The sequence below is a fragment of the Herbaspirillum sp. 1130 genome, from assembly GCF_017833835.1.
In the GTDB taxonomy this organism is placed as follows: domain Bacteria; phylum Pseudomonadota; class Gammaproteobacteria; order Burkholderiales; family Burkholderiaceae_D; genus Herbaspirillum; species Herbaspirillum huttiense.
The window spans coordinates 198,494-223,812 of record NZ_JAFICQ010000005.1 but is presented as its reverse complement, the minus strand read 5'-3'; the positions used below and the strand labels follow the sequence as shown (position 1 = coordinate 223,812).

27 protein-coding genes are annotated in these 25,319 nt (G+C 64.5%); 6 read left to right on the top strand and 21 right to left on the bottom strand.

The window, feature by feature from the left end; all coding sequences use genetic code 11:
- Positions 1-113 precede the first annotated feature (113 nt).
- The 6 genes from JOD78_RS22485 to JOD78_RS22460 form a co-directional block, all read right to left on the bottom strand.
- The gene (locus JOD78_RS22485) at positions 114-842 is read right to left on the bottom strand and encodes an Imm52 family immunity protein (RefSeq protein ID WP_245202253.1); all 729 of its coding nucleotides are present in this window, start codon (positions 840-842) and stop codon (positions 114-116) included.
- Between the two features lie 2 nt (positions 843-844).
- Positions 845-1,429 carry a restriction endonuclease fold toxin 5 domain-containing protein gene (locus tag JOD78_RS22480; RefSeq protein WP_121041097.1) on the bottom strand — a complete coding sequence of 195 codons (585 nt, stop codon included), beginning with the start codon at positions 1,427-1,429 and terminating at the stop codon, positions 845-847.
- Positions 1,426-1,788: a hypothetical protein gene (locus JOD78_RS22475; protein ID WP_121041099.1), complete on the bottom strand. Its 363-nt coding sequence runs from the start codon at positions 1,786-1,788 to the stop codon at positions 1,426-1,428. The genes JOD78_RS22480 and JOD78_RS22475 overlap by 4 nt, the downstream gene beginning before the upstream one ends.
- Positions 1,785-2,279, bottom strand: a complete 495-nt coding sequence (locus JOD78_RS22470) for a DUF4123 domain-containing protein (protein WP_121041101.1) — start codon at positions 2,277-2,279, stop codon at positions 1,785-1,787. The genes JOD78_RS22475 and JOD78_RS22470 overlap by 4 nt, the downstream gene beginning before the upstream one ends.
- Positions 2,279-2,692, bottom strand: a complete 414-nt coding sequence (locus JOD78_RS22465) for a PAAR domain-containing protein (protein WP_121041103.1) — start codon at positions 2,690-2,692, stop codon at positions 2,279-2,281. Before JOD78_RS22465 ends, JOD78_RS22470 begins: the two co-directional genes overlap by 1 nt.
- A gap of 367 nt (positions 2,693-3,059) precedes the next feature.
- On the bottom strand, positions 3,060-3,683 hold the full coding sequence (locus JOD78_RS22460) for a glutathione S-transferase (RefSeq protein WP_121041105.1): 624 nt from the start codon (positions 3,681-3,683) through the stop codon (positions 3,060-3,062).
- Between the two features lie 204 nt (positions 3,684-3,887).
- On the opposite strand from JOD78_RS22460, the gene JOD78_RS22455 reads away from it, so the two are divergent.
- A complete protein-coding gene (locus tag JOD78_RS22455; protein WP_121041107.1) occupies positions 3,888-4,787 on the top strand; it encodes a DMT family transporter in 900 nt (299 codons plus the stop codon).
- A 74-nt stretch (positions 4,788-4,861) separates the two neighbouring features.
- Here the strand turns inward: JOD78_RS22455 and JOD78_RS22450 are convergent, their stop codons facing one another.
- From JOD78_RS22450 to JOD78_RS22415, 8 genes are all read right to left on the bottom strand, one after another.
- On the bottom strand, positions 4,862-5,782 hold the full coding sequence (locus tag JOD78_RS22450) for an ornithine cyclodeaminase family protein (protein WP_121041109.1): 921 nt from the start codon (positions 5,780-5,782) through the stop codon (positions 4,862-4,864).
- 33 nt (positions 5,783-5,815) lie between these two features.
- Positions 5,816-6,754 (bottom strand): LysR family transcriptional regulator, encoded by a 939-nt coding sequence (locus JOD78_RS22445; RefSeq protein WP_039784761.1) that lies wholly within the window; start codon positions 6,752-6,754, stop codon positions 5,816-5,818.
- A 205-nt stretch (positions 6,755-6,959) separates the two neighbouring features.
- Positions 6,960-8,114, bottom strand: coding sequence for a DNA methyltransferase (locus JOD78_RS22440; protein WP_209569488.1), 1,155 nt, complete (start codon positions 8,112-8,114; stop codon positions 6,960-6,962).
- Complete coding sequence (locus JOD78_RS22435) at positions 8,114-9,295, bottom strand: hypothetical protein (RefSeq protein WP_209569489.1); 1,182 nt, start codon at positions 9,293-9,295, stop codon at positions 8,114-8,116. Before JOD78_RS22435 ends, JOD78_RS22440 begins: the two co-directional genes overlap by 1 nt.
- A 4-nt stretch (positions 9,296-9,299) precedes the next feature.
- Entirely contained in the window at positions 9,300-10,349 is a 1,050-nt protein-coding gene (locus JOD78_RS22430) for a bifunctional nicotinamide-nucleotide adenylyltransferase/Nudix hydroxylase (RefSeq protein WP_209569490.1), read from the bottom strand.
- 77 nt (positions 10,350-10,426) lie between these two features.
- Positions 10,427-12,124, bottom strand: coding sequence for an NAD+ synthase (locus JOD78_RS22425; RefSeq protein WP_209569492.1), 1,698 nt, complete (start codon positions 12,122-12,124; stop codon positions 10,427-10,429).
- Between the two features lie 28 nt (positions 12,125-12,152).
- On the bottom strand, positions 12,153-13,355 hold the full coding sequence (pncB, locus tag JOD78_RS22420) for a nicotinate phosphoribosyltransferase (RefSeq protein WP_121041117.1): 1,203 nt from the start codon (positions 13,353-13,355) through the stop codon (positions 12,153-12,155).
- A gap of 29 nt (positions 13,356-13,384) precedes the next feature.
- Positions 13,385-14,248: a cysteine hydrolase gene (locus JOD78_RS22415; RefSeq protein WP_204726825.1), complete on the bottom strand. Its 864-nt coding sequence runs from the start codon at positions 14,246-14,248 to the stop codon at positions 13,385-13,387.
- A gap of 211 nt (positions 14,249-14,459) precedes the next feature.
- On the opposite strand from JOD78_RS22415, the gene JOD78_RS22410 reads away from it, so the two are divergent.
- From JOD78_RS22410 to JOD78_RS22400, 3 genes are all read left to right on the top strand, one after another.
- Positions 14,460-15,122 carry an NUDIX domain-containing protein gene (locus JOD78_RS22410; RefSeq protein WP_121041121.1) on the top strand — a complete coding sequence of 221 codons (663 nt, stop codon included), beginning with the start codon at positions 14,460-14,462 and terminating at the stop codon, positions 15,120-15,122.
- 337 nt (positions 15,123-15,459) lie between these two features.
- Positions 15,460-15,705, top strand: coding sequence for a hypothetical protein (locus JOD78_RS22405; RefSeq protein WP_134223838.1), 246 nt, complete (start codon positions 15,460-15,462; stop codon positions 15,703-15,705).
- Positions 15,702-16,340 carry a hypothetical protein gene (locus JOD78_RS22400; RefSeq protein ID WP_245202252.1) on the top strand — a complete coding sequence of 213 codons (639 nt, stop codon included), beginning with the start codon at positions 15,702-15,704 and terminating at the stop codon, positions 16,338-16,340. Before JOD78_RS22405 ends, JOD78_RS22400 begins: the two co-directional genes overlap by 4 nt.
- A 188-nt stretch (positions 16,341-16,528) precedes the next feature.
- On the opposite strand, the gene JOD78_RS22395 is transcribed toward JOD78_RS22400, so the two are convergent.
- The 6 genes from JOD78_RS22395 to JOD78_RS22370 all read right to left on the bottom strand — a co-directional run bounded on the left by JOD78_RS22395 (position 16,529) and on the right by JOD78_RS22370 (position 21,168).
- Entirely contained in the window at positions 16,529-16,753 is a 225-nt protein-coding gene (locus tag JOD78_RS22395) for a hypothetical protein (protein ID WP_121041128.1), read from the bottom strand.
- 115 nt (positions 16,754-16,868) lie between these two features.
- Positions 16,869-17,129: a DUF4148 domain-containing protein gene (locus tag JOD78_RS22390; RefSeq protein ID WP_034333171.1), complete on the bottom strand. Its 261-nt coding sequence runs from the start codon at positions 17,127-17,129 to the stop codon at positions 16,869-16,871.
- 275 nt (positions 17,130-17,404) lie between these two features.
- Positions 17,405-17,689, bottom strand: a complete 285-nt coding sequence (locus JOD78_RS22385; protein ID WP_209569494.1) for a hypothetical protein — start codon at positions 17,687-17,689, stop codon at positions 17,405-17,407.
- Positions 17,690-17,847: 158 nt separating this feature from the next.
- Positions 17,848-18,816: a transporter gene (locus JOD78_RS22380; RefSeq protein WP_121041131.1), complete on the bottom strand. Its 969-nt coding sequence runs from the start codon at positions 18,814-18,816 to the stop codon at positions 17,848-17,850.
- Positions 18,817-18,865: 49 nt separating this feature from the next.
- A complete protein-coding gene (locus JOD78_RS22375) occupies positions 18,866-19,633 on the bottom strand; it encodes a coniferyl-alcohol dehydrogenase (RefSeq protein WP_121041133.1) in 768 nt (255 codons plus the stop codon).
- Between the two features lie 65 nt (positions 19,634-19,698).
- Entirely contained in the window at positions 19,699-21,168 is a 1,470-nt protein-coding gene (locus JOD78_RS22370) for a benzaldehyde dehydrogenase (protein ID WP_209569496.1), read from the bottom strand.
- Between the two features lie 293 nt (positions 21,169-21,461).
- Between JOD78_RS22370 and JOD78_RS22365 the strand changes: the two genes are divergently transcribed.
- The gene (locus JOD78_RS22365; RefSeq protein ID WP_209569498.1) at positions 21,462-23,324 is read left to right on the top strand and encodes a sigma-54-dependent Fis family transcriptional regulator; all 1,863 of its coding nucleotides are present in this window, start codon (positions 21,462-21,464) and stop codon (positions 23,322-23,324) included.
- A 47-nt stretch (positions 23,325-23,371) separates the two neighbouring features.
- Here the strand turns inward: JOD78_RS22365 and JOD78_RS22360 are convergent, their stop codons facing one another.
- A complete protein-coding gene (locus tag JOD78_RS22360) occupies positions 23,372-23,653 on the bottom strand; it encodes a hypothetical protein (RefSeq protein WP_121041139.1) in 282 nt (93 codons plus the stop codon).
- A 197-nt stretch (positions 23,654-23,850) separates the two neighbouring features.
- Between JOD78_RS22360 and JOD78_RS22355 the strand changes: the two genes are divergently transcribed.
- On the top strand, positions 23,851-25,284 hold the full coding sequence (locus JOD78_RS22355; RefSeq protein ID WP_166675513.1) for an MFS transporter: 1,434 nt from the start codon (positions 23,851-23,853) through the stop codon (positions 25,282-25,284).
- Positions 25,285-25,319: the final 35 nt, after the last annotated feature.

Here is a 25,319-nt window from a genome sequence, read left to right as displayed (position 1 = left end):
CGAGCGGGACGGTGCCATGTCCGGTGCCGCCTGGTGTGTGTCTGCCTGAATCGCGATGAAATGATGTTGGCCCCCTGGTCGTCGGACCCGGGGGATTTTTTTTTGCGTGAGGGTTACAGGGCAGAGTAGCGCGGCAACAGGTCCTGGTCAGCCAAGCGGATTTCGATGGCGTTGGCGGCCTGGATGTGATCGGGGTTTTCATCGTCAAACGCATCGCCCGCCACCGAGACGATGATGGTGCCGCGTTGCTGTCCGTCCTCGTTCAATACCGGCAGCAGCTCGGCGGCCTCGGGGACTTGGGCGCGCGTGATCCTGCCTGGCAGATACAGCAGCCATCCGGCGCCGGGGCGATCGGCGAAGACCTTGTGGCGCATGCCATATCCGCCAGGGTCGACCGCGATGAAGGGAGGCTGCCATTGCAACGAGAGCCCCGTCAGCACCTTGATCAGATTGGCCTTCTGACAAAGCGCAGGAACTGCCTGCGCCTGCAGGCGGAAAGTGGAATTGCCGGGTCCATCGGCCTGCTGCAATCCGAGCAGGATGGCGGAGCCGCCCTCTTCTTCATAGCCGTTCCAGATACCAAGATAACGAAAGCCGTTGGCAGGATCACTGCGCTCCTCCTCTTCCACAATGGCCAGTGCAGCGCGTGTAGGACCGTCTCTTTCAAATGCCTGGATGCGCCGGGCATCTTCCGGCGTATCAGCTGGAGGGCACCAGTCGTCCAGCGGCATGCCCACAGCGTCCAAAAGAACCGCGACTTTCCACAGTATGGAGAAATGTTCGGATGCGCTAGGCAAGGTGGCGAGCGTTGAAGCAAAGGCAAAGTTGATGACAAGATACATGATCATGGCTTATGGAAAAGTTGGATGGCGAGCTTGTTGGCAGGAAAGACCTCGCTCAGATGACGAAAGACCAAATGATCCTGCACGTACCAGCACAAGTGGGCAGGACTGGACTTCAATACGGCCGCACTCTGCGCGGCGGCTTGTTTCATAAGATTCGGGTACCCCTTCAATCCATAGAAGAACTTGGGCTCACCCGTCTTCCTGTCAAAAAACTGCGCATACCGTGCCTTGGCCTCTTGCAGCAGACACGGGCCGAGCTGGAATCCATCGAAATCAATGTCATCGAAGGCCCACTCGGTATAGGGCGCAAACCCGGTGACACGCGCCTGATAGGCCCGCGCCTCTTCAGACATGTGCCAGTTGCGTGGCACCAGGCTCCCCGCTGCGGGGGGACAGCGCTTGCAGGATTGATCTTTCTTGAGTACATCGGCCTGACTCAATGGGGAGGACTTGGCCTCTTCGGCCCTGCGCGAACTGCTGTAGATGGCCGCCCCGGTACCGGCTGCGACCGCCGAAGCACCCAGCCCTATCCATCCAAGAATCTCGCTGCTGATCAGCGGTACCGCCACGACGGGAGCGATCATGTTTTGCGCTCCTCATCTTGCGGCGCGGCCAGCTTGTGCAGGACGGCGATCATGTCATCGAGCCTTTGTTCGGGCGTGGCACCCAGGCGGCGAAGGTAACGCACGGTGCCCGGACGACGGAACAGGCCCGGCCAATCGGCCGACAGATACATCATGTAGATCAGGTGGGACAACGCACCGAAGCCCAGCGACAAACCATGCGCATAGGCCTCGCGCATGCGCCGGATCACCTCGCTGCGGCCCGGCACGCGTTGCAGGTCTCCACGCTCGGCCAGGAACTGGTCGGCCACGGCGGCAATGAAATGTTCGGTATCGCGTGCACGCAAACGCGCCAGGTCGTCTTCATCGAGGCGGATCATGTCGGCCTCCCGATGTGAACCCGGCGGCCATCGAGCAACAGGTGCCATTCAAACAGGTGACCGAAGAGCGTGTGGCGCTGCGCTGCCTTCAGGTCACGCGCTGCTGCAGCCAACACGCGCGGATCCCACAAGCGCAGCAGTGCAGTGCGTCCGTCGGGCAAGCTCATCTGCATGCACAAGCGCAATAGTTGCGCCAGGCCCTGCAGATCCTGCGGGCCGATGATCCAGGAGACCGCAGGAGCAATCGCTTCCAGGCGGCTGATCTGCTCCAGCAACGCAGGGGACAACTTCTCGGCCGCCAGCAGCCAGGGCCCGGCGGGCGCCAGATGCGCATCCACGGTCTCGGCAAAAAGTGCAACGACGCCGGGTGCCTCACGTAGCGCCGCATCCGTGCAGGACTCGTAGTGCAGTCCGTCCACGAGGACGTACAGCTGCAGTGCCGGCATGGTCTTCCTCGCCTCGGCCAGTCGCTTCATGACGTCGGCGGCCATCAGCTGCGCACCAGCAGGGTGGCGCCGCTGACGGCAGCATCGCGCATGCAGCTCAGGCAGATGCCGGAATCGGCCGATGCAGCGTTCCCGGCGCCGGCCTTGGCTAGCTCGGCCTCAGCGGCCAGGAATTCCGGACTGGCGATCCGGCCCTCGGCATGCGTGCTGGTAGCCTGGCTGGCGAAGAGTGTGGCGCCGCAGGCGGTGCGGTCACCGTGGCGTGCCACGGCCGCGCCGAGCGAGAACATGTCGCCCGCACCGGTAGTGATGGCGAAGGTCCCCTGGCACCGGGGGCAGACCGTCTGGTCGCCCACGCGCGCCACCGGCTTGCCGTGGACCATGAAAGTGAGATCGCCGGAGATGACCGTGCCGCCGTGGCTGGTCCTGTCCCCGATGGTGATGAAGGCTTGTGGCACACGCTCCTCCTCTGCAGTGATGACATCAGCCGCAGCGCGAAGAAGAGAATCCGAAAGAAGCCTTCAGCCGGTGCCGCAGCAAGGCCGCACATCATGCCGGGGCAAGACGCATCGGCCCGCATCGGGCAGAAAAGAAGAGCGAATCCTGGAAGGATTTTTAGTAACGCCTGATACGATTTCGAGCAGGCGCAAGCAATCAAAACAAATCAGTAAAACAGCAAAGTCCACAAGGGAACGCTGGCCAGCAGCAGACAGCCAAGGAAGGCGGCAAGGAAGAGCAGTTTTTTCTTTCGGGTGGCCATGGTGAACCTGCAGGACGGAAATGGGCGCGCATGCGCAAGGCCGCAGTGTACCGCGCCCGCCGCCATCAGGCCATGCCGTTGCGGCCGTAGGCGCGGAAGCCGGGCCGCTCGCTGAGACGCTCGTAATACGCTGCCACGGCCGGCAAGGGCGCATGCTCCAAGGGCGTGCCGAACCAGCGATTGACCGACAACCCGACCGGAATATCGGCCAGCGTGAATGCAGGACCCGCCACGAAACCGCCACTGTGCTGCAACCGTTGTTCCAGCACCTGCATGAAGCGCGTCCAGCCGGCGATGGAAGCCGCCAGTTGCTGCGCATCGCCATGCTCGGCCGACTTGCGCACCAGCGCCATGAAGGCATAGCTCCAGCTGCGGTTGAGGTCGCTGGCCTGCCAGTCGATCCACTGGTCGATGCGCGCGCGCAGACGCGGTGCTTGCGGATACAGCGCACCGTCACCGTATTGCCCGGCGAGATAGCGCAGGATGCTGTTGGACTCCCACAGGACGAAGCCATCATCATCAATCACCGGCACCATCGCATTGGGATTCATGGCAACGAAGGAAGGCTCGCTGGTCGATTTGAAACCAATACCCCAGTCCTGCCGCTCGAAGGCAATGTCCAGCTCGCTGCAGGCCCACAGGACCTTGCGTACGTTGATGGAATTGTCACGGCCGTAGATCGTCAGCATGCAGGCTCCCGTACAGTAAGTGTCAGGCTGGCAAGCCTAGCAGGTGGCCCGGTACGGTGCCATGCACAGTTCTTCCTCATTCTCCCCGGTGACTGTTGCGCTGCGGTCAAGTGGCCCGGTACAAAGCTGCCAACTGTACCGGGACGGCTCGAGGAAGTGGCCGTACAATCGACCTCCCACTGGCCATACCTGCCGCCCACGCCCATGTCTTCCTCCAACATTGCCAAGCTGTTGCTGCTGGCTGCCATCTGGGGCACCAGCTTCATGCTCATGCGCATCGCCGCACCGGTCTTCGGCCCCATGCTGACCACCTTCGGCCGTGCTTCGCTGGCCACGCTGTCGCTGCTGGCCTTTGCCCGCATGCGCGGGGTGCCGCTGCAGTGGCGCCGCAACTGGCTGCCCTACCTGGTGATCGGCATCTTCAATACCGCCCTGCCCTTCGCGCTGTTTGCCTGGTCGGCGCTGCACATTCCCTCGGCCTACATGGCCACCATGAATTCGCTGGCACCGATCTTCACGGCCATGTTCGGTTTCCTGCTGCTGGGCGAACGGCTGAGCCTGGTGCGTACCGGGGCCTTCGTGCTGGGCCTGGTCGGTGTGGCGGTGCTGGTGGGCATCGGCCCGGCGCCGGTCAATGCGCTGGTGATCGCCGGGGTGCTGGCGGCCATGAGTGCGGCGGTCAGCTATGGTTTTGCGGCCACCTTCACGCGCATGCGCGCCGGCGGCATTGCGCCCATCGCCATGGCCACCGGCAGCCAGTTCGCCGCTGCCCTGTGCCTGCTGCCGCTGGCCGCGCCGTCGATGCCGCATGCGCTGCAGGCCGGCACCCTGCCTGCACTGTTATCTGTACTGGTGCTGGGCGTGGTCTGTACCGGTATCGCTTACGCACTGTTCTTCCAACTGATTGCCGCCGAAGGGGCGACCAAGGCCATCACCGTGACCTTCCTGGTGCCGATGACGGCTTCGCTGTGGGGCTGGCTGCTGCTGGATGAACCGGTGACCGTGGGCACCGTGACCGGCATCGCCGTCGTGCTCATCGCCACCGCCACCGCCTTGCGGGCCAAACCGGCAGCGGCCGCCAAGGACAAGAAAGTGACTGCCTGATTCGAGGCTGACCCCAACAAAAAGGCGCTGCGGGAAAATCCGCAGCGCCTTTTTTCATGCAACCCAGGTTTGGCTTACCAGCCGTACTGCGCACACGCCTTGCGATACGCCAGCCCTGCCAGCGCCACATCTTCCAGGCCGATGCCGATGGCCTTGTAGATGACGATGTCCTCGTCCTGGCGCTGATAAGGCATGCTGCCATCGACAGCCTGCGCCAGTTCCATCACCTTGTCCCACGCGAACACACCCGGTGCGCACTGCACCAGGTCGCCGGCCTCCTGCTGCGCCTGCGGCTTCCATTCCACGAACAGCGCGGCGGCACGGCCGATGGCGGTGTCGTCCAGCTCGCGCACGTTGGCCTTGGAGGCACCGACGGCGGCGACGAAAGCCCCCGGACGCAGCAGCTTGCCATCGAACAGCGGCGTGGCTGAACGGGTCACGGTGACCAGCACGTCCGCTGCGGCGGCGGCTTCATCGACGCTCACCACCCGCGCCGGAACGCCCAGGGTGCGCGTGACTTCCTCGGCCAGGGCTTCGCGGCCCGACAAGCCGGCGATCAATACTTCCTTGAACGGCCGCACCTGCAGCAGCGCCGGAATGTGCGAACGCGCCTGCACGCCGGTGCCGATCACCGCCAGGGTGGCGGCGTCCTTGCGGGCCAACGCATCGCAGGCCACCGCCGTGGCGGCCGCAGTGCGCAGGCCGGTCATGGCGTCGCCCTCCAGCGTGCACAGCGGTGCGCCGGTCTCGCTGGAGAACAGCTGGATGACGAACCTGAACTGGCCCTTGATGGTGGTGTAGACCTTGGCCCCGGCGATCCCGGCCGATGGAATGACCGCCCCCATCATCGACAGCATCACGCCATTGGCGGCACTGGTGCGCACGCGCCCCTGATGCGCGCCCTCGGCGGCGTGGGCAAAGGCCTCGCGCATGGAGGCGATGGCGTCTTCGGTGGTCAGCAGTTCGCTGACCTGCTGGTTGGTGAGAAATTTCATGCGGGACCTTGGCTTCAAAAAATGCAGGAAAAATTATGGCGTGCCGTGCTCGGCCTTGAGATAGTTCCAGATCCGGTCTATGTCCGGATTGGCTCCATCCAGACGGCGATAGACGCGGATATCCATCTCGTCGCACCACAGCCCCTGCTCCAGCGCTTCGCTGTCGTTCGGGGCGATGGCCAGGGTCAGCTTGCCCTCGGCGATCTCGCGCGACACCGCACTGGCCGGCAGCCAGGCGATGCCGTGGCCTTCGACGGCCATGCTCTTCAAGCCTTCAGCCAGGTCGGTCTCGAAGCGGCGGAACAGGTGCACGCGGCGCGGGCTGGAATGCAGGGCCTTCTCGACGATGCGCGAGAGCGAGGAATATGGGGAATAACTGAGGAAAGGTTGCGGATCATTGGGCGTCCCTGGCAACACATACTTGGGCTGGCCACTGGGCAGCGTCTTGACATAGGGACGCAGCGGCTCCTTGCCCAGCGAAAGCACGGCATAGCGTTCGGTATCGAGGGCGATGCCCTGCTGGCGATGGTCATAGCACAGCAGCAGGTCGCAGTTGCGCTCCACCAGGGCCATGACGGCATCGTGCACGTTGCCGGCCATGACGGTGGTGGCGATGGCGCCGATGGTCTTTTCGATTTCCGACAGCAGCTTGGGGAACACCGTCAGCAAGAGCGTGTGCGGCATCGCAAAGCGTACCGAGGATTGCGCCCCTGCCAGTTGGCCGCGCAGCACCAGCCGCGCCTGCATCGACTGGTTGAGCATTTCCTTGGCGATCGGGACGAAGGATTCACCGGCCGGCGTGAGCGTGCAGGGATAGGACGAGCGATCGAACAGTTCGGCGCCCAGCCAGGTTTCCAGCGAGCGGATGCGGCGGCCGAAGGCCGGTTGCGTGACATTGCGCAGTTTGGCCGAGCGGCTGAAATTCAGCGTATCGACGACCGAGAGGAAGTCCTCCACCCATTTGATTTCCATCTTCCCTACCCCGTTGGCTTTCCGCGCTGATCCGGCGGCTTGTCTTTGGTGCCGACCACGTTGTGCCTGGCGGCGACCCTCCTTTGGAACGCAGCCACTATACCGAAATGGCATGGACAGCGCCCCATGCCATTTTGGCATGAGGCGCAGTAAAAGCGGGTAGACAGGCGATGAATAAACGATGCGGCGCAGTGATCACACCAGCTCAGCCGGGGCCCTGCAACAGCGCTGGCGGCATCAGGGGCAAGCCGTGACGGAAAACCGCATGCGGAAGAACAGTTGCCACATCGTGCTGCGCATCACGCAAGCACAGGTCCAGCCGCACCTGCCGGCCCGCACGGTCGAGCCGCACGGCGCGCAGGTAGTGGCGCTCCGGGAGCACGGCCGCAGCGGAGCCGGCCATGGCGGCCGAGAACGGTGCGCCCCAGCAGGTGAGCGCGAAGCCCTGCTGTTCCAGCCAGTGGCACACGGCAGCGACCAGACGCGGATCGTCGGGCAGCAACAGATCCGCATCGGCGGGCGCCTGCGACAACGGCAAATCCTGCAGCCAGCGCGCAAAGCTGCCGTAAAGGACGAACCCCGGATGCGCCAACTGCAGCGCTTGCAGTACGGCAAGGGTCTGCTCCGTATCGATGGCGTGCGGCAGATGGCGCGCGATCAGCGCGTATTCGTGCGAACGATTGCTGCGCAGCTGGCCAGGCGTCTCGGACGTACTGGCGCGGTCATAGATCAGGATGCGCTCTTCGACGAAACGGAAGCGGTCCGCCATCAGCCGCGCCAGATCCCAGGCCAGCGGCACGAACTGCTCGCCCACCCGCAGGTTCTCGGCGCACAGCACCAGCCAGCCGCCGGGACGCAAACAGTCGCGCAATGCGCGCAGCAGACGCTCCAGCATGCCGAGGAAAGCGGCGTAGGTCTGGCTGGCATAAAGCTGTCCAGCGTGCGCGGCGTCGGAGGCGTCCGGCCACTGGCAGCCGAAGTAAGGCACGTTGCTCAACACCAGGTCCACCGGCGGCAGGGAATGCGCGAGCGCCGTGGCATCGCCTTGCAACACTTGCTGTGGCGGACCATCGGCCCCGAGACGCTGCAGCCGCTGGCGCGTCAATGCCACGCGCTGGCCATCTATCTCGATGCCGATGCCCGCGCGGCCCACGCTGTGCGCGGCGACCAGCGTGCTGCCAAATCCGCAGAAGGGATCGAGCACCTTGCCGTCAGGCGGGCACAGGTGCGCAATGAACGGCTGCATCTGCTCCACCCAGCCGCAATCGCGCGCGCCGAAGGGATCGGTCTCGGCCAGCTCCCGTGGCAGGGTCCAGGCCGGGTCCTGCCTGCTGAGGTGCAGCCAGCTGTTGTCGTTCATCACGGGCTCCGCAGCAGCTGCAGCGGCTGCACCGCGCGACTGCGCATGGGCGCGGCACCGGTGGTTTCCAGCAGCACGTGTTGTTCGGGATTCCAGCCGCCGCACAGGCGGCCATTGGCATGGAACACCAGCTTGTAGATGCGTCCGCTGGCATGGCGCGCATGCATGCGCACATAGTCCGAGGCTTCGAAGGTGAGCTGCATGCCGCGCCAGTGCAGCACCACGTTCCAGAAGTAGTAGCCGGAGGTGGCATGCACCGGTTGCGCTTCGGCGCTCAGTTCCGGATCGGCCAGGCAGGCTGCCAGCAACGCCGCCACATCGATGCGCGCGCCGCCGATGTAGCGGGCCGTCACGTTGTTGCGGTATTGCGGTCCGAGTTGCGAGAACTCGCGCAGGATCACCGCCGTCACACCGCGCTGTTGCGCCCAGCGCAGATAGGCTTTCAGCGCGGGCACGCCATCGATGCCACCCTGCTGCACGATGCACACCAGCTTCACCGGCAACTGCGGCACCAGTTGCGTGAGAGTGGCGTCGATGCCGGCCTGCGTGGCAACCGCCTGTCCGCTGCGAAAACGCATGATGGCCTGATTGGCCTGGGCCTCATGATGATGGCGCGACAGTTCCACCCAGCCGAGATCGAAGGCCTGCAAGCGCGCGATCAGCTCCGCGCCACGCGGCGTGGCCAGGCCGCCTCCATTGGTGTAGAGCACGCTGCCCTGCACGGGTGACTGGCGCGCGTGCTCCTGCAGGACATCGAGCATGGACAGCATCCAGCCGGCGTCATCGGTGGTCTCCAGTCCCGACAGCGACCACGACAGCGGCAGCCCGCGCAGCGCAGCGAGCGCTTGCCGGAGCTGTGCGCCGTACTGCGGACCAGGTCGCAGTGCGGCGGCGTGCGGGCCGCCATCGTCCAGCGTTTCCGAACAGAAGCGGCAGCGCGCCGAGCAAGGCTGCGCCGAGGCATAGGGGGTGAAGGTCACGGGCTGGGCGATCTGCACGGTACGCCCGCCGATCTCCCAGCGCCGCCAGCGCCTTGCATCGTCCTGGTCGGGCTCGCGCCGGATCACGCGTGGCAGGCGGTTTTCCAGCAGCTGCTGCAGGGCGGCGGGCATCAGGTCCGGCAGCGCCGGACTATCCGGTGCGATGGCCTCGGCGGTGTCGACGGCGTCAGAGATGGCCATGGTCTCACTCGCTGCCGGTGAGGTTGAGGAAGGTATCGAGGATATGGAAGTGATCGTCGAAGAAGCTCGCCTCCATCGCCGCCAGTTGCGCAATCGGTGTCCACACCGCCTGGGCCGCATCATCGGCGGCCTCGACCTCGGGCAGTTGTTCCAGCCGCAGGTCAAAGTAGTAAGCATGAGTGATGGTGCGGCCACGCGCACTGCGGTCGGGGTGATCGAAAATCTTGACGTCCACCAGGGCCTCTTCCAGCGTCACATCCAGCACGGCCAGGTTGGTTTCCTCGGCGAGTTCGCGCAGGGCGGCCTGCATCAGGCGCTCGCGCTGGTCCAGGAAACCGCCGGGGATGGCCCACAGGCCACGCCCCGGAAAGCCCTTGCGCTGTACCAGCAGCACGTGGTCCGCCGCGCGGATCACGGCATCCACTGTCGTGAAGACCGGCGGATAAGGTGCCGCAGCCCAGGCCGCTTGATACTTGCGCAACTGGCGATGTTCTTCCACCAGTGCGGCGTAATGCGGCAGCAGTGACCAGGCGCGCAGGTAGTGGCGCACGCTGGGCGGCACCATCGTGTCGAGAACGTCGAGGCTGACTTCCAGGTCCTCGGCCTCGAACCAGACGTTGCGAATGTCGGTGGCATCGATGTCGCCCGCGCGCGGCAGGGTTTCCAGCTGCCATTGCGGGAAGTGGCGCAGGTAGTAGCTGGAGGCATCCTTGAAGTGCCCGACCAGCAGCACCCTTGCCTGGGGATCGGTCTCGGCCGCGACCAGGCGGCGCACTTCGGCGGACCAGCGGCGATCGTCGTAGTAATCGCGGGTAGCGACGAAGCGCAGGCGTTCGCGCTGGCCCGGCGGCATGGCACCGGCGATCATGGCGGCGCGCTCTTCCCAGGTGAAGGGGTTCTTGGTGTTGCGGGCGTGGAAGGCCGAACCCAGCACCACGATCACCGCGGCCGCGCGCTCCAGCGCGTGATGCAGCAGGTGCAGGTGGCCGTTGTGCACGGGCTGGAAGCGGCCGATCACCACGGCGGCATCGTATTGCGGAGTCAGGACGGGCATGCGCTTTCCTTAATTTTTATCAACAGGGTCGAACGGCCGTTCACCTGAATGACGGATGACGGATGACGGCCAGCGCCTCAATAGCGCACTGCAATCGGAATCTGCCGTCCGCTGCCGAAGGCCCGGGCGCGCACCCGGATCACTGGCGGCGACTGGCGGCGCTTGTATTCGTTGCGCGCCACCATGCGGCAGATGCGTTCGACCAGTGCTGCCCCGGTTTCGGTTCCGCTGAGCTGTTCGACTGCGCGGCTTGCCGCAAGGGCTTCATCGGCAGGAAGGCGGCTGCCTTCGATGTGCCACTTGAGAATCTCGTCCAGCACCTCGTAAGGCGGCAGGCTGTCGGTATCGCGCTGGTCCGGGGCCAGTTCGGCCGAGGGGGCCTTGTCGATGATGGCCGCGGGGATGATCTCGCGGCCGGCCTGCGCATTGAGGTGGCGCGCCAGGGCATAGACCTCGGTCTTGTAGAGATCGCCGATCAGCCCCAGGCCGCCGTTGGTGTCGCCATACAGCGTGCAGTAGCCGACCGAGATCTCGCTCTTGTTGCCGGTGGTCAGCAGCAGCGCGTCATAGCCGTTGGAATACTCCATGAGGATGGCACCGCGCACGCGGGCTTGCAGGTTTTCCAGCGGCAGCCCGCGCAGGGGTGCGCCGAAGGCCTTGGCAAAACCGTCCTCGAACTCGCGCACCAGATCGGAAATGGGATGGCGGAACAGCGTCACGCCCAGCGCCTGGCACAGCGTTTCGGAATCATCGACCGAACCGGTGCTGGAGAACATCGACGGCATGGTCACCGCCACCACGTTCTGCGCCCCCAGCGCCTCCACGGCCAGCGCGATGGTGAGCGCCGAATCGATGCCACCGGAACAACCGACCACCACCTTGCCGAAGCCGCAGCGGCGCGCATAGTCGCGCAGGCCCAGCAGGATCTGGCGGCGCTGGAATTCGGGCGTGGCCAGGGTCTGGTCTGCGCGGACCGGTTCGCCCACACCATCGCTGCGCAGGAAGCGCCCGCTCTCGAAGGCGATGACCTGGAAATCCTCGGCCAGGCGCGCCGCCTCGAAGGCCAGTCCCTGCAGCGGCGACATGGCGAAGGAGCCGCCGTCATAGACCAGTTGGTCCTGCCCGCCGACCTGGTTGACGTAGAGCAGCGCCATCTGGCGGCGCAGGCAGGCGGCCTGGAACAGGGCGTGGCGCTGGCTGCGCTTGCCGACGTCCGACGGGCTGGCATTGATGGAGACCACCAGTTGCGCATCGGCCTGGGCCAGCTTCTCGAAGGGATTGACGCGATAGCTGCGCAGATCGTCGTTCCAGCCATCCTCGCAGATCAGGAAGCCGACCCGCATGCCCTTGACCGGCAACACGCAGGCCGTCTCCGGACCCGCCTCGAAATGGCGGCCATCATCGAAGACGCCATACACCGGCAGCAACTGCTTGTGATACTCGGCCACGATGACACCCTCGCGCACCGCCAGCAGGGCATTGAAGAGCGGCTTGCCGGGGCCGGGATTGCGGCGCGGCGCGCCGATCACGGCCGTCAGTCCGGGCAGGCTGCGGGTGGCGTCGATGACCGATTGCAAAGTCTGCTCGGCCTGCGCCAGGAAGCGGGCTTCTTCCAGCAAATCGCCGGGGTAGTAGCCGCAGACCGAGAGTTCAGGAAAGACCACCAGGTCGGCACCGGCCCCGGCGGCGCGCTGCAGGCCATCGAGGTGAAGCGCCAGATTGCCGGAGAAGTCACCGATGGTGGGGTTGCATTGGGCGATGGCGATGCGAAGCATGATGCATCCTTTCTGCCGCCGCAGCGGCTCAGGCAGGGGTGGCCGGCGCAGCGATGCCGAACAGCTGGCGCAGGTAGGCCAGGAAAGTTTCATCCTTGCACAAAGTCTTGCCCGGCGAATCGGACAGCTTGGCCACGGCCTGGCCATTGCAGGACGACAGCTTCATGACGATGTTCAGCGGCGCGATGCCGGTGTCGTTGCTGAGGTTGGTGCCGATGCCGAAACCGGTCATGGCACGGTCGGAAAAATGACGATACAGGCGCAGCGCCTGCGGCAGGTCCAGTCCATCGGAGAACACCAGGCGCTTGGTGTTGGCATCCAGGCGCAGCTTGCGATAGTGCGCCAGCGCCTTCTCGCCCCATTCGAAGGGATCGCCCGAGTCGTGCCGCAGGCCGTCGAAGAGCTTGGCGAAATACAGGTCGAAGTCCGCCAGGAAGGCATCCATGCCGACCACGTCGGTCAGGGCCACGCCCAGGTCGCCGCGGTATTCCTGCACCCAGTCTTCCAGTGCGGCCTTCTGGAAATCACGCAGCCGCACGCCGAAGGATTGGTAGGACTGCAGGTATTCGTGGGCCATGGTGCCGATGGGCACCAGCTGATATTTTTTGGCGAGCCAGACGTTGGAGGTTCCCTTGAAATATTGCGGAACCTCGCGCGCCAGCGTGGCCACCACTTCCTCCTGCCACGCTCCGCTGTAGCGGCGGCGCACGCCGAAGTCGAAGAACTCGAAGGGATGACGGCCTGGCGCTTCAGCGGCGAAGGCGTGCAGCAGAGCAACCTTCTCCTCCAGACGGCGGCGCGCTTCTTCCCCGGCCGCTGCCGTGCCGATCCGGCGGAAATAGAGTTCGTTGACGATGTAGAGCACGAAGATTTCGAAGCCCATGACATGCACCTGCGGACCGCGCGCGACGATGCACAGGCGCTCGCCCTCGGTGCTGACCTCGATGAACTTGCGTTGGAAGCGGAACAGCGCGAGGAAGTCGATGAAGTCGCTCTTCATGTAGCGCAGCTGCGCCAGATAGGCCAGTTCATCACTGCTGAAGCGCAGGCTGCACAGGTGATCCAGCTCGCGCTCCACCTCGTCTTTCAATTCGGCCAGCGGGAATTGCGGCTGGTTGCGGCACACGAAGGTGTATTCGGCCAGGGCACCGGGATGGCTGTGCAGCAGGGCCTGCCACATGGTGAACTTGTAGAGATCGGTTTCCAGCAAACTACGAACGACGGGTGCCATGATGGGGCACTCCTTTCAACGTGGATGGGTCAGGCGTTGGCTTGCAGTTCCTGCAGCACCTGCTCCGAAGTGGCCAGGCGCACGCCGGCCTGTGACATGGCCGCCAGGAAATCCTGGTACTGCGCCTCGAAGCCGGCCACCGGACTCATGCAATCGGTCACCAGCACCAGCCGGGCACGGCCGGCGGCGTCGAGGTTGGCGGCGATGTGCTCGGTGGTGGCGCGCACGCAGTGGCTGCCCGCCTCGCCGGTGATGTAGACGGTATCGGCCTGCGCCAGGGTGGCGATGAAGCCACGGTTGAGCTGGGTGGCCGGATCGTCGTCATCCGGCACTTCGGCCATCACTGCGGAATAGTGCTCGGTCCACGGGTTGCTGCCCTTGCCCAGCTTGGTGACCACGCCCAGCGTGCGTTCTTCCCAGCGGTTGTAGGCGGCGCGCACATCGGCGTGGACCGCCCCGCCCCAGCTGCCGATCTCGCAGTGCACCGGCCAGACCATGAGGCGATAGCGTCCGGCGGTTTCCAGGGCATCGAGATAGGCCAGTGCGCGCGGCAATGCTTGCGGATCACGTGGCAGGTAAGCGCCGGCACGGACCTGCGCGGCCTCGATCTGGGTGAAAGGCGTGACCGCCGCGCCATCAGCTTGCTGCCAGAACGTGGGATGGGCGATGTCCAGCCTGTGGTGGGCGTCGAGGGTGATGCTGATGGCCGACAGGCCGGTACCGCCCTGGTCGATCAGACGCGCCACGCGCTGCAGGTCGGCATGGCTGCCCGCCACCGGCAGCGCTGGTTGCAGTACCCCGCCGGTAACCGGGTCCACCGGCAGCCAGTCCGTCGGCAGGTCGCAGAAATCGTTTTGCGGATCGATCACGAGGAGATGCAGGGAGCGCTTCATGGTGTCCACCTTTCGGAGTGCGTCGGGTTACGGTAAGGCCAGTGTAGACCACTTAATTTAATTTTGCAACTAACATAGGCTTCGTAAATTTTCTGGATTAGCTCTCCAAATAGGGCTTACAGGTCATCCGTGATCCGAATTGCAACAAATAGATTCACAATGACACTAAGTACCTTTAGACTTCCCGGACTTGGACAAGGCGAGGAGAAAAATGGATCCGGTGATCTGCACAGTGGATGTGGCGTTGCTCACGCTCACGGCCGAGGGGCTGGAAGTGGCGCTGCTCAAGCGCGAACATGCGCCCTTCAAGGGGGTGGCGGCGCTGCCCGGCGGCTACATTCATGCGCGCACTGACGTCGATGCGCGCGATGCCGCGCGCCGCGTGCTGCTGGACAAGACCGGCATCGCCGCGCCCTACCTGGAACAACTGGCCACCTTCTCCGGTGCGGCGCGTGATCCGCGCGGCTGGTCGATCTCGATCGCGTATTACGCGCTGGTACCGGCCACCACCATCGCCCAGGCCGAGCGGGACGAGGTCCGCCTGCACAGCGTGGACCGCCTGCCGCCGCTGCCCTTCGACCATGGCGACATCATCGGCACCGCCGTCTCGCGCCTGCGCAGCAAGAGCCAGTATTCGTCGCTGCCCTGCCATCTGCTGGGCGATGTCTTTACCTTGCCGCAGTTGCAGCGGGTCTATGAAGTGCTGATGGGCGAGAGCATCAACAAGGTGAGTTTCCGCCGCAAGATGACCGAGATGGACATGCTCGATCCGGTGGACGGACAGTTCGAGAGCGGGGCGCATCGTCCGGCGCAGCTGTATCGCCTGAAGCCCGCCTTTCGTGAAGAGTTGCAGTTGCTGGAGCGCGGGCTTTGAGAATGGCAAGCGGCAATGTGATCGGCCAGTACGAAGGAAAGCGGCGCACACCGGATGAACTAGTCATATAACGTTGGGCAGTGACCTTGCTCCTTGGAGGCCCGGGTCCGGTTTCGCGCCGGCCCAGGGCCTTTGTTTCAAGTTGAATCTTTGCCTGGGGTGCCAGCTGATACAGGCTGGGCCAGGACCATTGCCGGGCAGGCTGCCCCTTGGTCGCATCTTCAGCATTTCGTAGCTGCAGCCGTCATCCGGAAGTTGCAAGTTTCCACATGGAAACATTACAATGCGGGCCAGTGTTGCATCAGGGAGGGATACTTGATGAGCACAGGATCTTCGCATGCCCAAAGCATCCCCGGGTCTGGAACAGCGGCTTCCGGACTATCTCTACGCCCGCCTTCTGCGGCGGGCTTTTCCGTATCACCCAGTCTCCCAAAATGAACCGTTAGTCAATCAGCTTGACGCCAGCGAGCGGTTGCGACGCGACTTTGCGCTCGCTCTTGCGCGCTTGGCTGATCAGGCCTGGCTTGAATTCAACGACTTGCCCTGCGACCCGGTCGATAAGACGCGGGATGCAGTGTCATGACGACCAAAGGCGTCATCCTCGAACAGGCTGACAGGTCGTTCACGCACATCGAGCCTCACGGTGGCGGCGCCAACGCAGCCATCAAGGCAGAGACTGCGGCCGAGAAAACGTTTTGGCAGAAGTCGAGTCCTTGGGTGCACGGCGTGCTGGGCGTGGCCAGTTTCGTTCCAGGCTTGTCGGTCATCACGGGTGCGATTGATGCGGCCATCTATACCGCCGAGGGCGACTACGTTGAAGCGGGGATCGCTGCGGCGAGCATGATCCCGGGTGGCAAGGTGGTCACCAGCGTTGGCAAGGTCGCCAAACGCGCAGTTGGTATGGCAAAGGGTGCAGGAACGGCATCCCGGGTTGGCAAAGGTGCGCATGAGGCAGAAGAACTCGCCAAAGCAGCCAAGTCGGCAAAGGAAACAGAGGAAGCTTCCAGAGCTGCCCGCGAAGCCAAGCTCGCCAGAGAAACTGCACCTGGGCCCCCAAAGCCCAAGGACCCAAAGAAGGATGTCACCGTCAAGGCCCGACCGTTTAAAGTGCCTTGCTTCCATCCCTATGACAAGAAACAATTCATGCGGATGAGCAAGTTCGCAGAGCCGGAATTGCCATTCGCGGGGATCGATATTGAAAAGTTGCTCGATTCTTGAATATGGAGCCCTTCGTCAATGCGGCCGCCTCCGCATTGGGACGAATCACACTGAGCGAATGTCCAGGAGCCATCCATTCACAACGGCCCTCAGCCCCCACACCGTTCCCGGCATCGGCGCCAAAAACCAAAGCGGCGCACCCACAGTGGGTGCGCCGCTTTTTTCATGTCGAAATTCTTGAGCCAGGCTCAGGCACAGCAATTGCCGCCGGAATCGGCACAGCGTTCACGGCGCTGCAATTCACGGCGGTGGCGCACGCGTTGCGAGACGCGATAGACGGCGCGCTGGGTCAGCATCATGGACAAGGTGCTCAAGCTGAACTCGGCGGCAATGAGCAAACCGACCAGAGCGGCAAATTGCAGGTAGATCCGTGGATACACGGAGAGACTACGCGAGAACAGTTGATGCAGCATGATGAATTCCTCTTTCTTGTTTTACGTGCCGGGGGTTCTGCTACACACCAGTGACGATGCAGCGAACCGCGATGCGTGGCCGGTCATGCCGGTCCACGCATCGGATCACCCTGCATCAGGCACCAGCGTAGGTCGAATCGGCAACGCTGCCGGCGGTTTGCACGGCGCTCTTGGCAGCAGCGTTGCTGACGGCCGGGAACACCGAGTCAGGCTGGTTGGCGATGCCTTGTGCCTGGGCGCGGGCCAGGTCGGCCTTCACGGCAGCGCGGGTGGTGTGCGAGACGAAAGGCTTGTCAACCGGGTATTGGGCTTCAGCGAAAGCGACGGACGAAGCGGACAGGGCCAGGACGGCGGCGATGATGGTCTTTGCGGACATGATGTTTCTCCTTGAATGCGTTACGTTAAGTGGACTTCAGTCGGGTTGATTACTGTTCAGTGATGCGTGGGGCCGGGATGTCGTTCGGCTCACGCCACTCACTCTCTAGAACCGCATCGTTTCTTGCGTTGCGATGTCGTTCATCGATGGACTGAAGTCTACGGAAGAGCGCTCAGGAGAAAAACCACGCTGGAAAGAATTGAGTGTTCCGGGTTCTGGAACAATCGCCATTGCCTATCGAGCCGATAGTCCGAAAGTGATACAAAGCCGCGCCATCAGGTCCACTGGCGCTGGTTCGCGCGCAGGGGCTGGGTGTATTCCTCGTGCTGGACCTGCTTCGCTACCGGACGCGCAGGGCCGCTCTCGGCGCGTACGCGCACCTCGGGCGCGCTGGTTTGCGAGGACATCTGCACTGCAGGCTGCAGCTGGCGCGGAGGACGGACCACCGGCGGCAAACGTCCACCCGCGAGCGTTTTACGCAAGCGCTTGCACATCGGATCGCCAGTTTGCTCAAGCTGGCGGGCAGGCTGGCCGGTTCTGGATTGGTCGGTAGCTGGCATGATTCGGTTCTCCCATCTTGTCGCGGGCACCTTGGGTGCCTTCATTGTCGGGGAGCAGTATCACGCCGGAGGACCGGGCGGTTAAGCGGACAACGGCTCTGCCTGCTGTAGGAAAGCAGGCAGAGCCGCAGCTGAAGACAGCGCCGAATGCGCCCGGATCAGAAGTGATGGTCGTAGCGGATCTGGAACTTGCTGTTCTCGGCCCGGTTGCGCACGGCGAATTCCTGGTACACGTTGAAGAACAGCAGGTCGCGCTCGGACAACCTCACCATGGCCGCCGGCCCCAGTCCGACCACGCGCTCGCGCCGCCCGCCCACATCGCTGCCGTTGACCTTGGTATCGGTGATCTGCTGCAGCCAGTAGCCGGCCGCGCCGATGGTCAGCGCCGGATTGAGCACGTACTCGGCGGAGAAGTTGGCATGCACCGCCTGCCCCGCCTGCGTGGAGCTGACGTTGTTGCCGAAAGCCGCATTGGGCGAGTTGTTGCGGGCATTCCAGAGATAGTGCAGACGCCAGCTGAAACTCAGGTTCTGGCTGGCCCACAGCGTACCGGCCCAATAGGGATCGAAGGACCAGGTATTGCTCCCCGGATTGACGGTGGCATTGCGGTCATAGGCCCCGGTCGGCAGGATGAACTGCAGTTCGAACCGCTGCGAATAAAGCGGCCCTTGCGCCCCCATGACGGGATCGTACTGCACAGACACGCCGGCGCTGATATCGCCAATGCCGGTATTGCCACGAAGGATGGCATTGTTGGCACCATCGTCCACCTTGGCATTGGCCACCCACGGCACCAGCACCTGGAAGCCCAGTTGCTTGTTGCCGAATTTGGCACCCGGTGGCACGTAGATGAACTGGCTGATGGGGGCGAACACGCTGATGTCCTGGGTGGCAGGAAATCCCAGCCGGTTGCCGTTGTTGTCCACCAGTTTGGTGGCCTTGGTGTAGGTGAGGTATTCGACGAAGTAAAAGCCGGGACCGCCGGGCAGCGGTGCGCCATCGAAGAAACTGGTCCCGCCCATGTTGACGGCGGGCTGGTCGTAGGCGCTGGCCAGCGCGGGCAGCAGGCTCAGGCTCAGTGCCAGCCGCGCCGCGCGCCGGCGGGCGGGCTGTCGGTGCTCTCTCATGGTGTCTCCTTGTATTGTTATCGGATGGGTCGCTTGCCGTGCGCCGGATTCAGAGATAGGTCGAGGCCAGTCCGCCATCGACCGGCAGGTTCACGCCATTGATCCAGCGGCTGCCGTCATCGCACAGCCAGACGATGGCTGCAGCGATCTCGTCCGGATAGGCCGGACGCTTCATGCGATGGGCATCCTTCTGCACGCGGTCCTGCCCGAGCATGGTCACGAAATCGCCCAGGATGGGCGTAAGCACCGGGCCCGGCGCAACGCTGTTCATGCGGACCGAATGCTTCAGGAACCAGGGCTGGGCCTGGGCCATGCTCCAGACGATGAGCGCTTCCTTGAAATACTGGTAGCAGCGCTCCTGCGGCACCGGATGCTGCGCCAGCCACTCGGCCCCCGCCGCGAAGCCGGCGGTCTGCGCCAGCGCCTTGTGCTGGTCCAGTCGCTGCGGCCATTCGGCACCGAGGATGGAAGCCACGTTGACGATGGCGCTGCCCGGCGGCATGCGGCGAATCAGCAGCTCGGTGAGATGGCGCAAGCCGAGATAGTTCACGCGTGCAACCAAGTCCGCCGGGGCCGTGCCGGGCACACCGGCGATGTTGCACAGGCCATCGATCTTCTCGGGCAATTGCGCGGCGGCGTCATGGATGGCATCGGCGGTGGAGAGATCGGCCTGCACGAAACCCTCCACGCTGATGATCGGTGCATTGCGATCCACCCCGATCACGCGGGCACCCTGGACCCGCAGCAGCCGGGCGGTCTCGGCACCGATGCCGGAAGAAACGCCGGTGACGACGATGGTCTTGTCTTGCAGTGTCATGCTGGTCTCCTTGAATAATGATTTATATCGTTTGGTTTTTTTACAGCGGCACGCATGCGATGGAGTCAGAAGGGATACGGCGTGGCCTGCTCCTTGACGGTGATCCATTTCCATTGCGTGTACTCTTCCCAGTCGGCCGGCCCGCCCACACTGGTGCCGTTGCCTGCAATGCCGGGACCACCGAAGGGGTTCACGCATTCGTCATTGACGGTCTGGTCATTGACGTGGACCATGCCCTGGCGCAGCCGCCCCGCCACCCGCATGGCGCGGGCCAGCGAACCGGAGATCACGCCGGCGGCCAGTCCGCCCTGGTTCTGGTTGGCCAGGGTGATGGCTTCTTCCTCGGAATCCACCGTGATGACGCTGGCCACCGGACCAAAGATTTCTTCATCAAAAACGCGCATGCCGGGCCGCACGCCGGACAGCACCGTCGGCTGATAGAACAAACCTTCATAGGAGCCTCCAGCCAGCAAGCGTGCGCCGGCCGCCACGCTGTCCTGCACCAGTCCGTGCACGCGCTGCAGCTGGCGCGCATCGATCAGCGGGCCCAGCGCCACCTGGCCGCTGGCCCCATCGCCCACGGGCAGGTGACGCGCCTTGTCCACCAGGCGCTCCAGCAGACCCGCTGCCTGCGAGGCATGGACCAGGATGCGATTGGCTGCCATGCAGATCTGCCCCTGGTGCAGCCACGCGCCCCAGGCCGCGTTGCTGGCGGCGACGTCGAGGTCGGCATCGTCGAGGATCACCAGCGCATTGGCCCCGCCCAGTTCCAGCGAGACCTTCTTGAGATGGCGTCCGGCCAGCTCGCCGATGCGGCGGCCCACGGCGGGCGAACCGGTGAAAGCGATCATCGGCACCTGCGGTGCCGTCACCAGCGCCTCGCCAGCCTCCGCGCCACCGGGCAGCACATGCAGCAGACCGGCCGGCAAACCCGCTTCCTCAAAGATGCGCGCCAGCATGAAGCCGCCGGACACGGGCGTGCGCACATCCGGCTTGACCACCACCGCATTGCCCGCCGCCAGCGCCGGCGCCACCGTGCGCAAGGTCAGGATCAGCGGGAAATTGAAAGGCGAGATCACCCCGATCACGCCCAGTGGCGCACGTCTGGCGATGCTCAGGCGACCCGGCGCGCTGGGCAGCAGCTGTCCCTGCGCCTGCAGCGGCATGCCGGCCGCGAGGTGGCACAGGGTGATGGCTTCGCGCACCTCGTGTTCGCCCTTGAAGAGCACGCCGCCGGTCTCGCGCGCCACCATGCGCGCCAGCTCATCGAAGTGCTGCTGGAACAGGTTGCCCGCGCGACGGAAGATCTCGGCACGCTCACGCGGCGGCACCGCCAGCCATTCGGCCTGGGCGGCCACGGCGGCCTGGACGGAGATGGCCACGTCATCCGCGCCGGCCAGACCGACCTCGGTCAGCGGTGCGCCGGTGGCCGGTTCGATGACGGTGGTGCCGTGTGCGGTTTCTTCCCAGCGGCCACGGAACAGGTGGCGTTGCCAGCGGGCAGGATCGAGCAAGGGGGTGGATGGGGCGGACATGCGGGTCTCCTTTGTAATGGCCGGTGAATCCGGATCGGCAGCCATTCTGCAAAGCCTGTGCCACCGCGCTGCGCGCCATCCCATGCGGCTTCGCAGCAAGCTCATCCATCCGCGACGGGGAAGGCCAGAGCAGGTTTCTGGGAGAGATTTTTGCTGCGATGGAGCAGAGTTCTTGACGCACTGCAGCTTGCGCATTTGCGCAAATTCGCCAACCATCAGCCCACTGAATTTCATCATTTGATGAACCGGGCCTTCGCCCGTCCCGCTTGCACCTTTCCGCCAGGAGTTCGCCCATGCCGCCATCCCAGCGTATTTCCCTTGCCGAGATGGTACGCAGCCAGGGCAGCGCCGCCGCCCCGGTGCAGCTGAGTTCGGCCAGCACCGACCGCTGGAGCGTGGACGCCCATCCGACCCTGGCGGACCTGGGCGAATGCCTGTTCTTCTCGCCCGGCGACGGCCGCATCTGGCTCAATGACCAGCGCATGCTGCTCATCCACAGCCGCAGCATGGGGACGCTGCGGCGCGAGCTGATCGACAATCTCGGCATCGACAAGGCGCGCGGCCTGCTGACCCGCGCCGGCTACATCTCCGGCGCGCGCGATGCGCAGCTGGTGCGCGAACGCTGGCCCGAGGCCGATCCCTCCACCATCCTCATGGCCGGCACCCGGCTGCATACGCTGGAGGGGGTGGTGAAGGTGATCCCGGTCAGCTTCAGCTATGACCCCGACAGCGGCCGCTACGAGGGCGAATTCCTGTGGCACAACTCCAGCGAAGCCGATGAACACCTGGCCGCCTACGGCGTCGCCACCGCGCCCTCGTGCTGGCAGCAGATCGGCTATGCCATCGGTTATGTCAGCACGCTGCTGGGACATCTGGTGATCTTCCGCGAAGTGGAATGCCGCGCCATGGGCACGCCGCATTGCCGCGTGATCGGCAAATCGGCCGAACTGTGGAGCGATGCCGAAGACGACCTGCGCTACCTCAATGCCCAGGACTTCGTCGGCAGCGGCATGCTGGCCACCGATGGCGAAGCCGCCGCCAACAGCCACAGCGGGCTCAGCGCCGAGGCGGCGGAAGCCATGGAGGCCGATCTCACGCGCGCGCTGGTGGGCACTTCCTCGGCCTTCAACGCCGCCTGCCATCTGCTGAACCGGGTGGCACCGACGGATGCGACCGTGCTCTTCACGGGCGAGTCGGGCGTGGGCAAGGAACGCTTTGCACGCATGCTGCACCAGATCGGCCGCCGCGAACGCCAGCCCTTCGTGGCCATCAATTGCGCCGCCATTCCCGAGACGCTGATCGAGACCGAACTGTTTGGCGTCGAACGCGGTGCCTATACCGGAGCCACGCAATCCCGCGCGGGCCGCTTCGAACTGGCCGACGGCGGTACGCTGTTCCTTGATGAAGTGGGAACCTTGAGCCTGGTGGCGCAAGGCAAGCTGCTGCGGGTGCTGCAGGAGGGTGAATTCGAGCGCGTCGGTTCGACCCGTCCGCTCAAGGTCAAGGTGCGGGTGGTGGCCGCGACCAATGAGGACCTGGCGGTGGCGGTACGGGAGGGGCGCTTCCGGCAAGACCTGTTCTTCCGCCTCAACGTGTTCCCGATCCACCTGCCGCCGCTGCGCGAGCGGCGCGACGACATTCCGCTGTTGATGAATCATTTCCTCAAGTTCTACGGGCAACGCCACGGGATAGCGGTACGCGGGTTCACGCAGCGTGCGGTGCAGGCGCTGCTCAACTACAGCTTCCCCGGCAACATCCGCGAACTGCAGAACCTGATCGAGCGCGGCGTGATCCTGGCGCAGGGGCATCCGCTGGATTTGCCGCATATGTTCATCAGCGGTGAGACGCTCAATGACGAGGTGCTGTCGCTGGCCCTGCAAGGCGAAGGGGAAGGCGAGACCGGCACGCTCGCCGGGCGCCAGGGCCAGCGCAGCAAGGAAACTTCACATCAGCCTGAAGGCAGCCTGCTGGAGACGGTGCAGCAATGGCGCGGTGGCCGCAAGGAGGAAGGTGATGCCCTCTCCCTGCCCGCGCTGGAGCAGACCCTGATCGCCGAGGCCATCGAACGGGCCGGTGGCAACCTGTCGGCGGCGGCACGCCTGCTTGGCATCACGCGGGCGCAGCTGGCGTACCGGCAGCAGAAGCGGGAAAGTTAGGGAATGTGCGGGCATCTCCTGGCAGGCAGGAGACGAGACGAAGAGCGTCAGGCGACGTTCTTGTAGGGACTGGGACGGTCGGCCTCATCGGCCACGATCTGCATCTCGCCGATGCGGTTGCGCAGTTCTTCCCAGGGATGGATGGGCAGATCCTTGTCGAGATGTTCGGATTGCCTGCGCGCGGACAGATCTTCCACCTCCTGCATCACGCGGTCCTGCCAGCGGTGTTCGAGCGCGATGAACAATGCAATGGCTGCCACCAGCCCGACCGAACAGATGGCCAGGGCGGCATAGATGGCGTACTGCATGATGGTATCGAACCAGTCCATGTCCTCCCCGTCCTCGTTGTTTGATGGCAATACGGCGATGGTAGCTTGCGGATGGGTTGACGCCCATCAGGAAATGACTGAGGCCCCCCCGGCCACATGGGACCAAGCTCATCCACAGGAACCCGCGCTGCCAGCGGGCGGTCTGCCGTTCAGGCGCAGGCTGCACGGTGCGCCTCGTCTCGCACACGGAGCCCTCGATGATTGCCACCCCATCCGCCACCATCCCTGCCCGCCTCGACCGCCTGCCCTGGTCACGCTGGCATTGGCGCGTGGTCATCGCCTTGGGCGTGGCCTGGGTGCTGGACGGGCTGGAAGTCACCCTGGTCGGCTCGCTGGGCAGCGTGCTGGAGCGCAGCGATACGCTGGCGCTCGATGCGGCGCAGGTCGGCTGGACCGGCTCGCTCTACATCGCCGGTACCGTACTGGGCGCGCTGGTCTTCGGCCGCCTCACCGACCGGCTGGGACGCAAGCGGCTCTTCATGCTGACACTGATGCTGTACATGGCGGCGACACTGGCCACCGCCTTTGCGCAGGATTTCCTGCTCCTCGCCCTGTGCCGCTTCGTGACTGGCCTGGGCATCGGCGGCGAATACGCGGCCATCAATTCCGCCATTGATGAGCTGGTGCCGGCGCGCGTGCGCGGACGGGTCAATCTCATCATCAACGCCAGTTTCTGGATCGGCGCGGCACTGGGTGCCGGGCTGTCGCTGGTGATCCTCGATCCGCAGGTGATGGGTGCGGCACTGGGCTGGCGCGCCTGCTTCCTGCTCGGGGCCGTGCTGGCGGTGGCGGTGCTGCTGGTGCGGCGGCATGTGCCGGAGAGTCCGCGCTGGCTGCTCATGCACGGCCGCCACGCCGAAGCCGAAGACGTGGTGCGCCGGATCGAAGCGGAGGTCGAGCAGCAACATGGCCCCCTGCCCGCCGTGGAACACGCCGCGAGCGCATCGACCCGGAGTGGTACGGCAGGCAGCGGCATGCTGCCCTGGCGCGAGATCGCCCACGTGCTGCTGCATCGCTATCGCCAGCGCAGCGTGATGGTGGCCCTGATGATGGTGGCCCAGGCCTTTGTCTACAACGCCATCTTCTTTACCTACTCGCTGGTGCTCACGCGCTTCTTCCAGGTGCCGGACCATCGCGTGGCGCTCTACATCTTCCCGTTTGCGCTGGGCAATGTGCTCGGGCCGCTGCTGTTGGGCCATCTGTTCGACAGCATCGGCCGTCGCCGCATGATTGCGGCCACTTACCTGCTCTCCGGTGCAGGATTGGCCGCCACGGCCTGGGCCTTCAATGCCGGGATGCTGGATGCGCGTTCACTGGCGCTGTGCTGGAGCGCAGTATTCTTCGTGGCCTCGGCGGCGGCCAGCTCGGCCTACCTGACGGCCAGCGAGGTATTCCCGTTGCGCATGCGTGCCATGGCCATTTCGATTTTCTATGCCATCGGTACCGGCGTCGGCGGATTCGTGGCGCCGGTCCTGCTGGGCTGGCTCATCGCCAGCGGTGACCGCCATGCAGTGGCAGCGGGCTATGCGCTGGGCGCATGCCTGGCGCTGCTGGCCGGGGTGTGCGCGCTGCGCTTTGCGGTGGATGCGGAACGGCGCACGCTGGAAGAAGTGGCGGAATGGAAATCCTGAATGCCTGAGCTGATGATGAAGCTGTTCAGTCATCA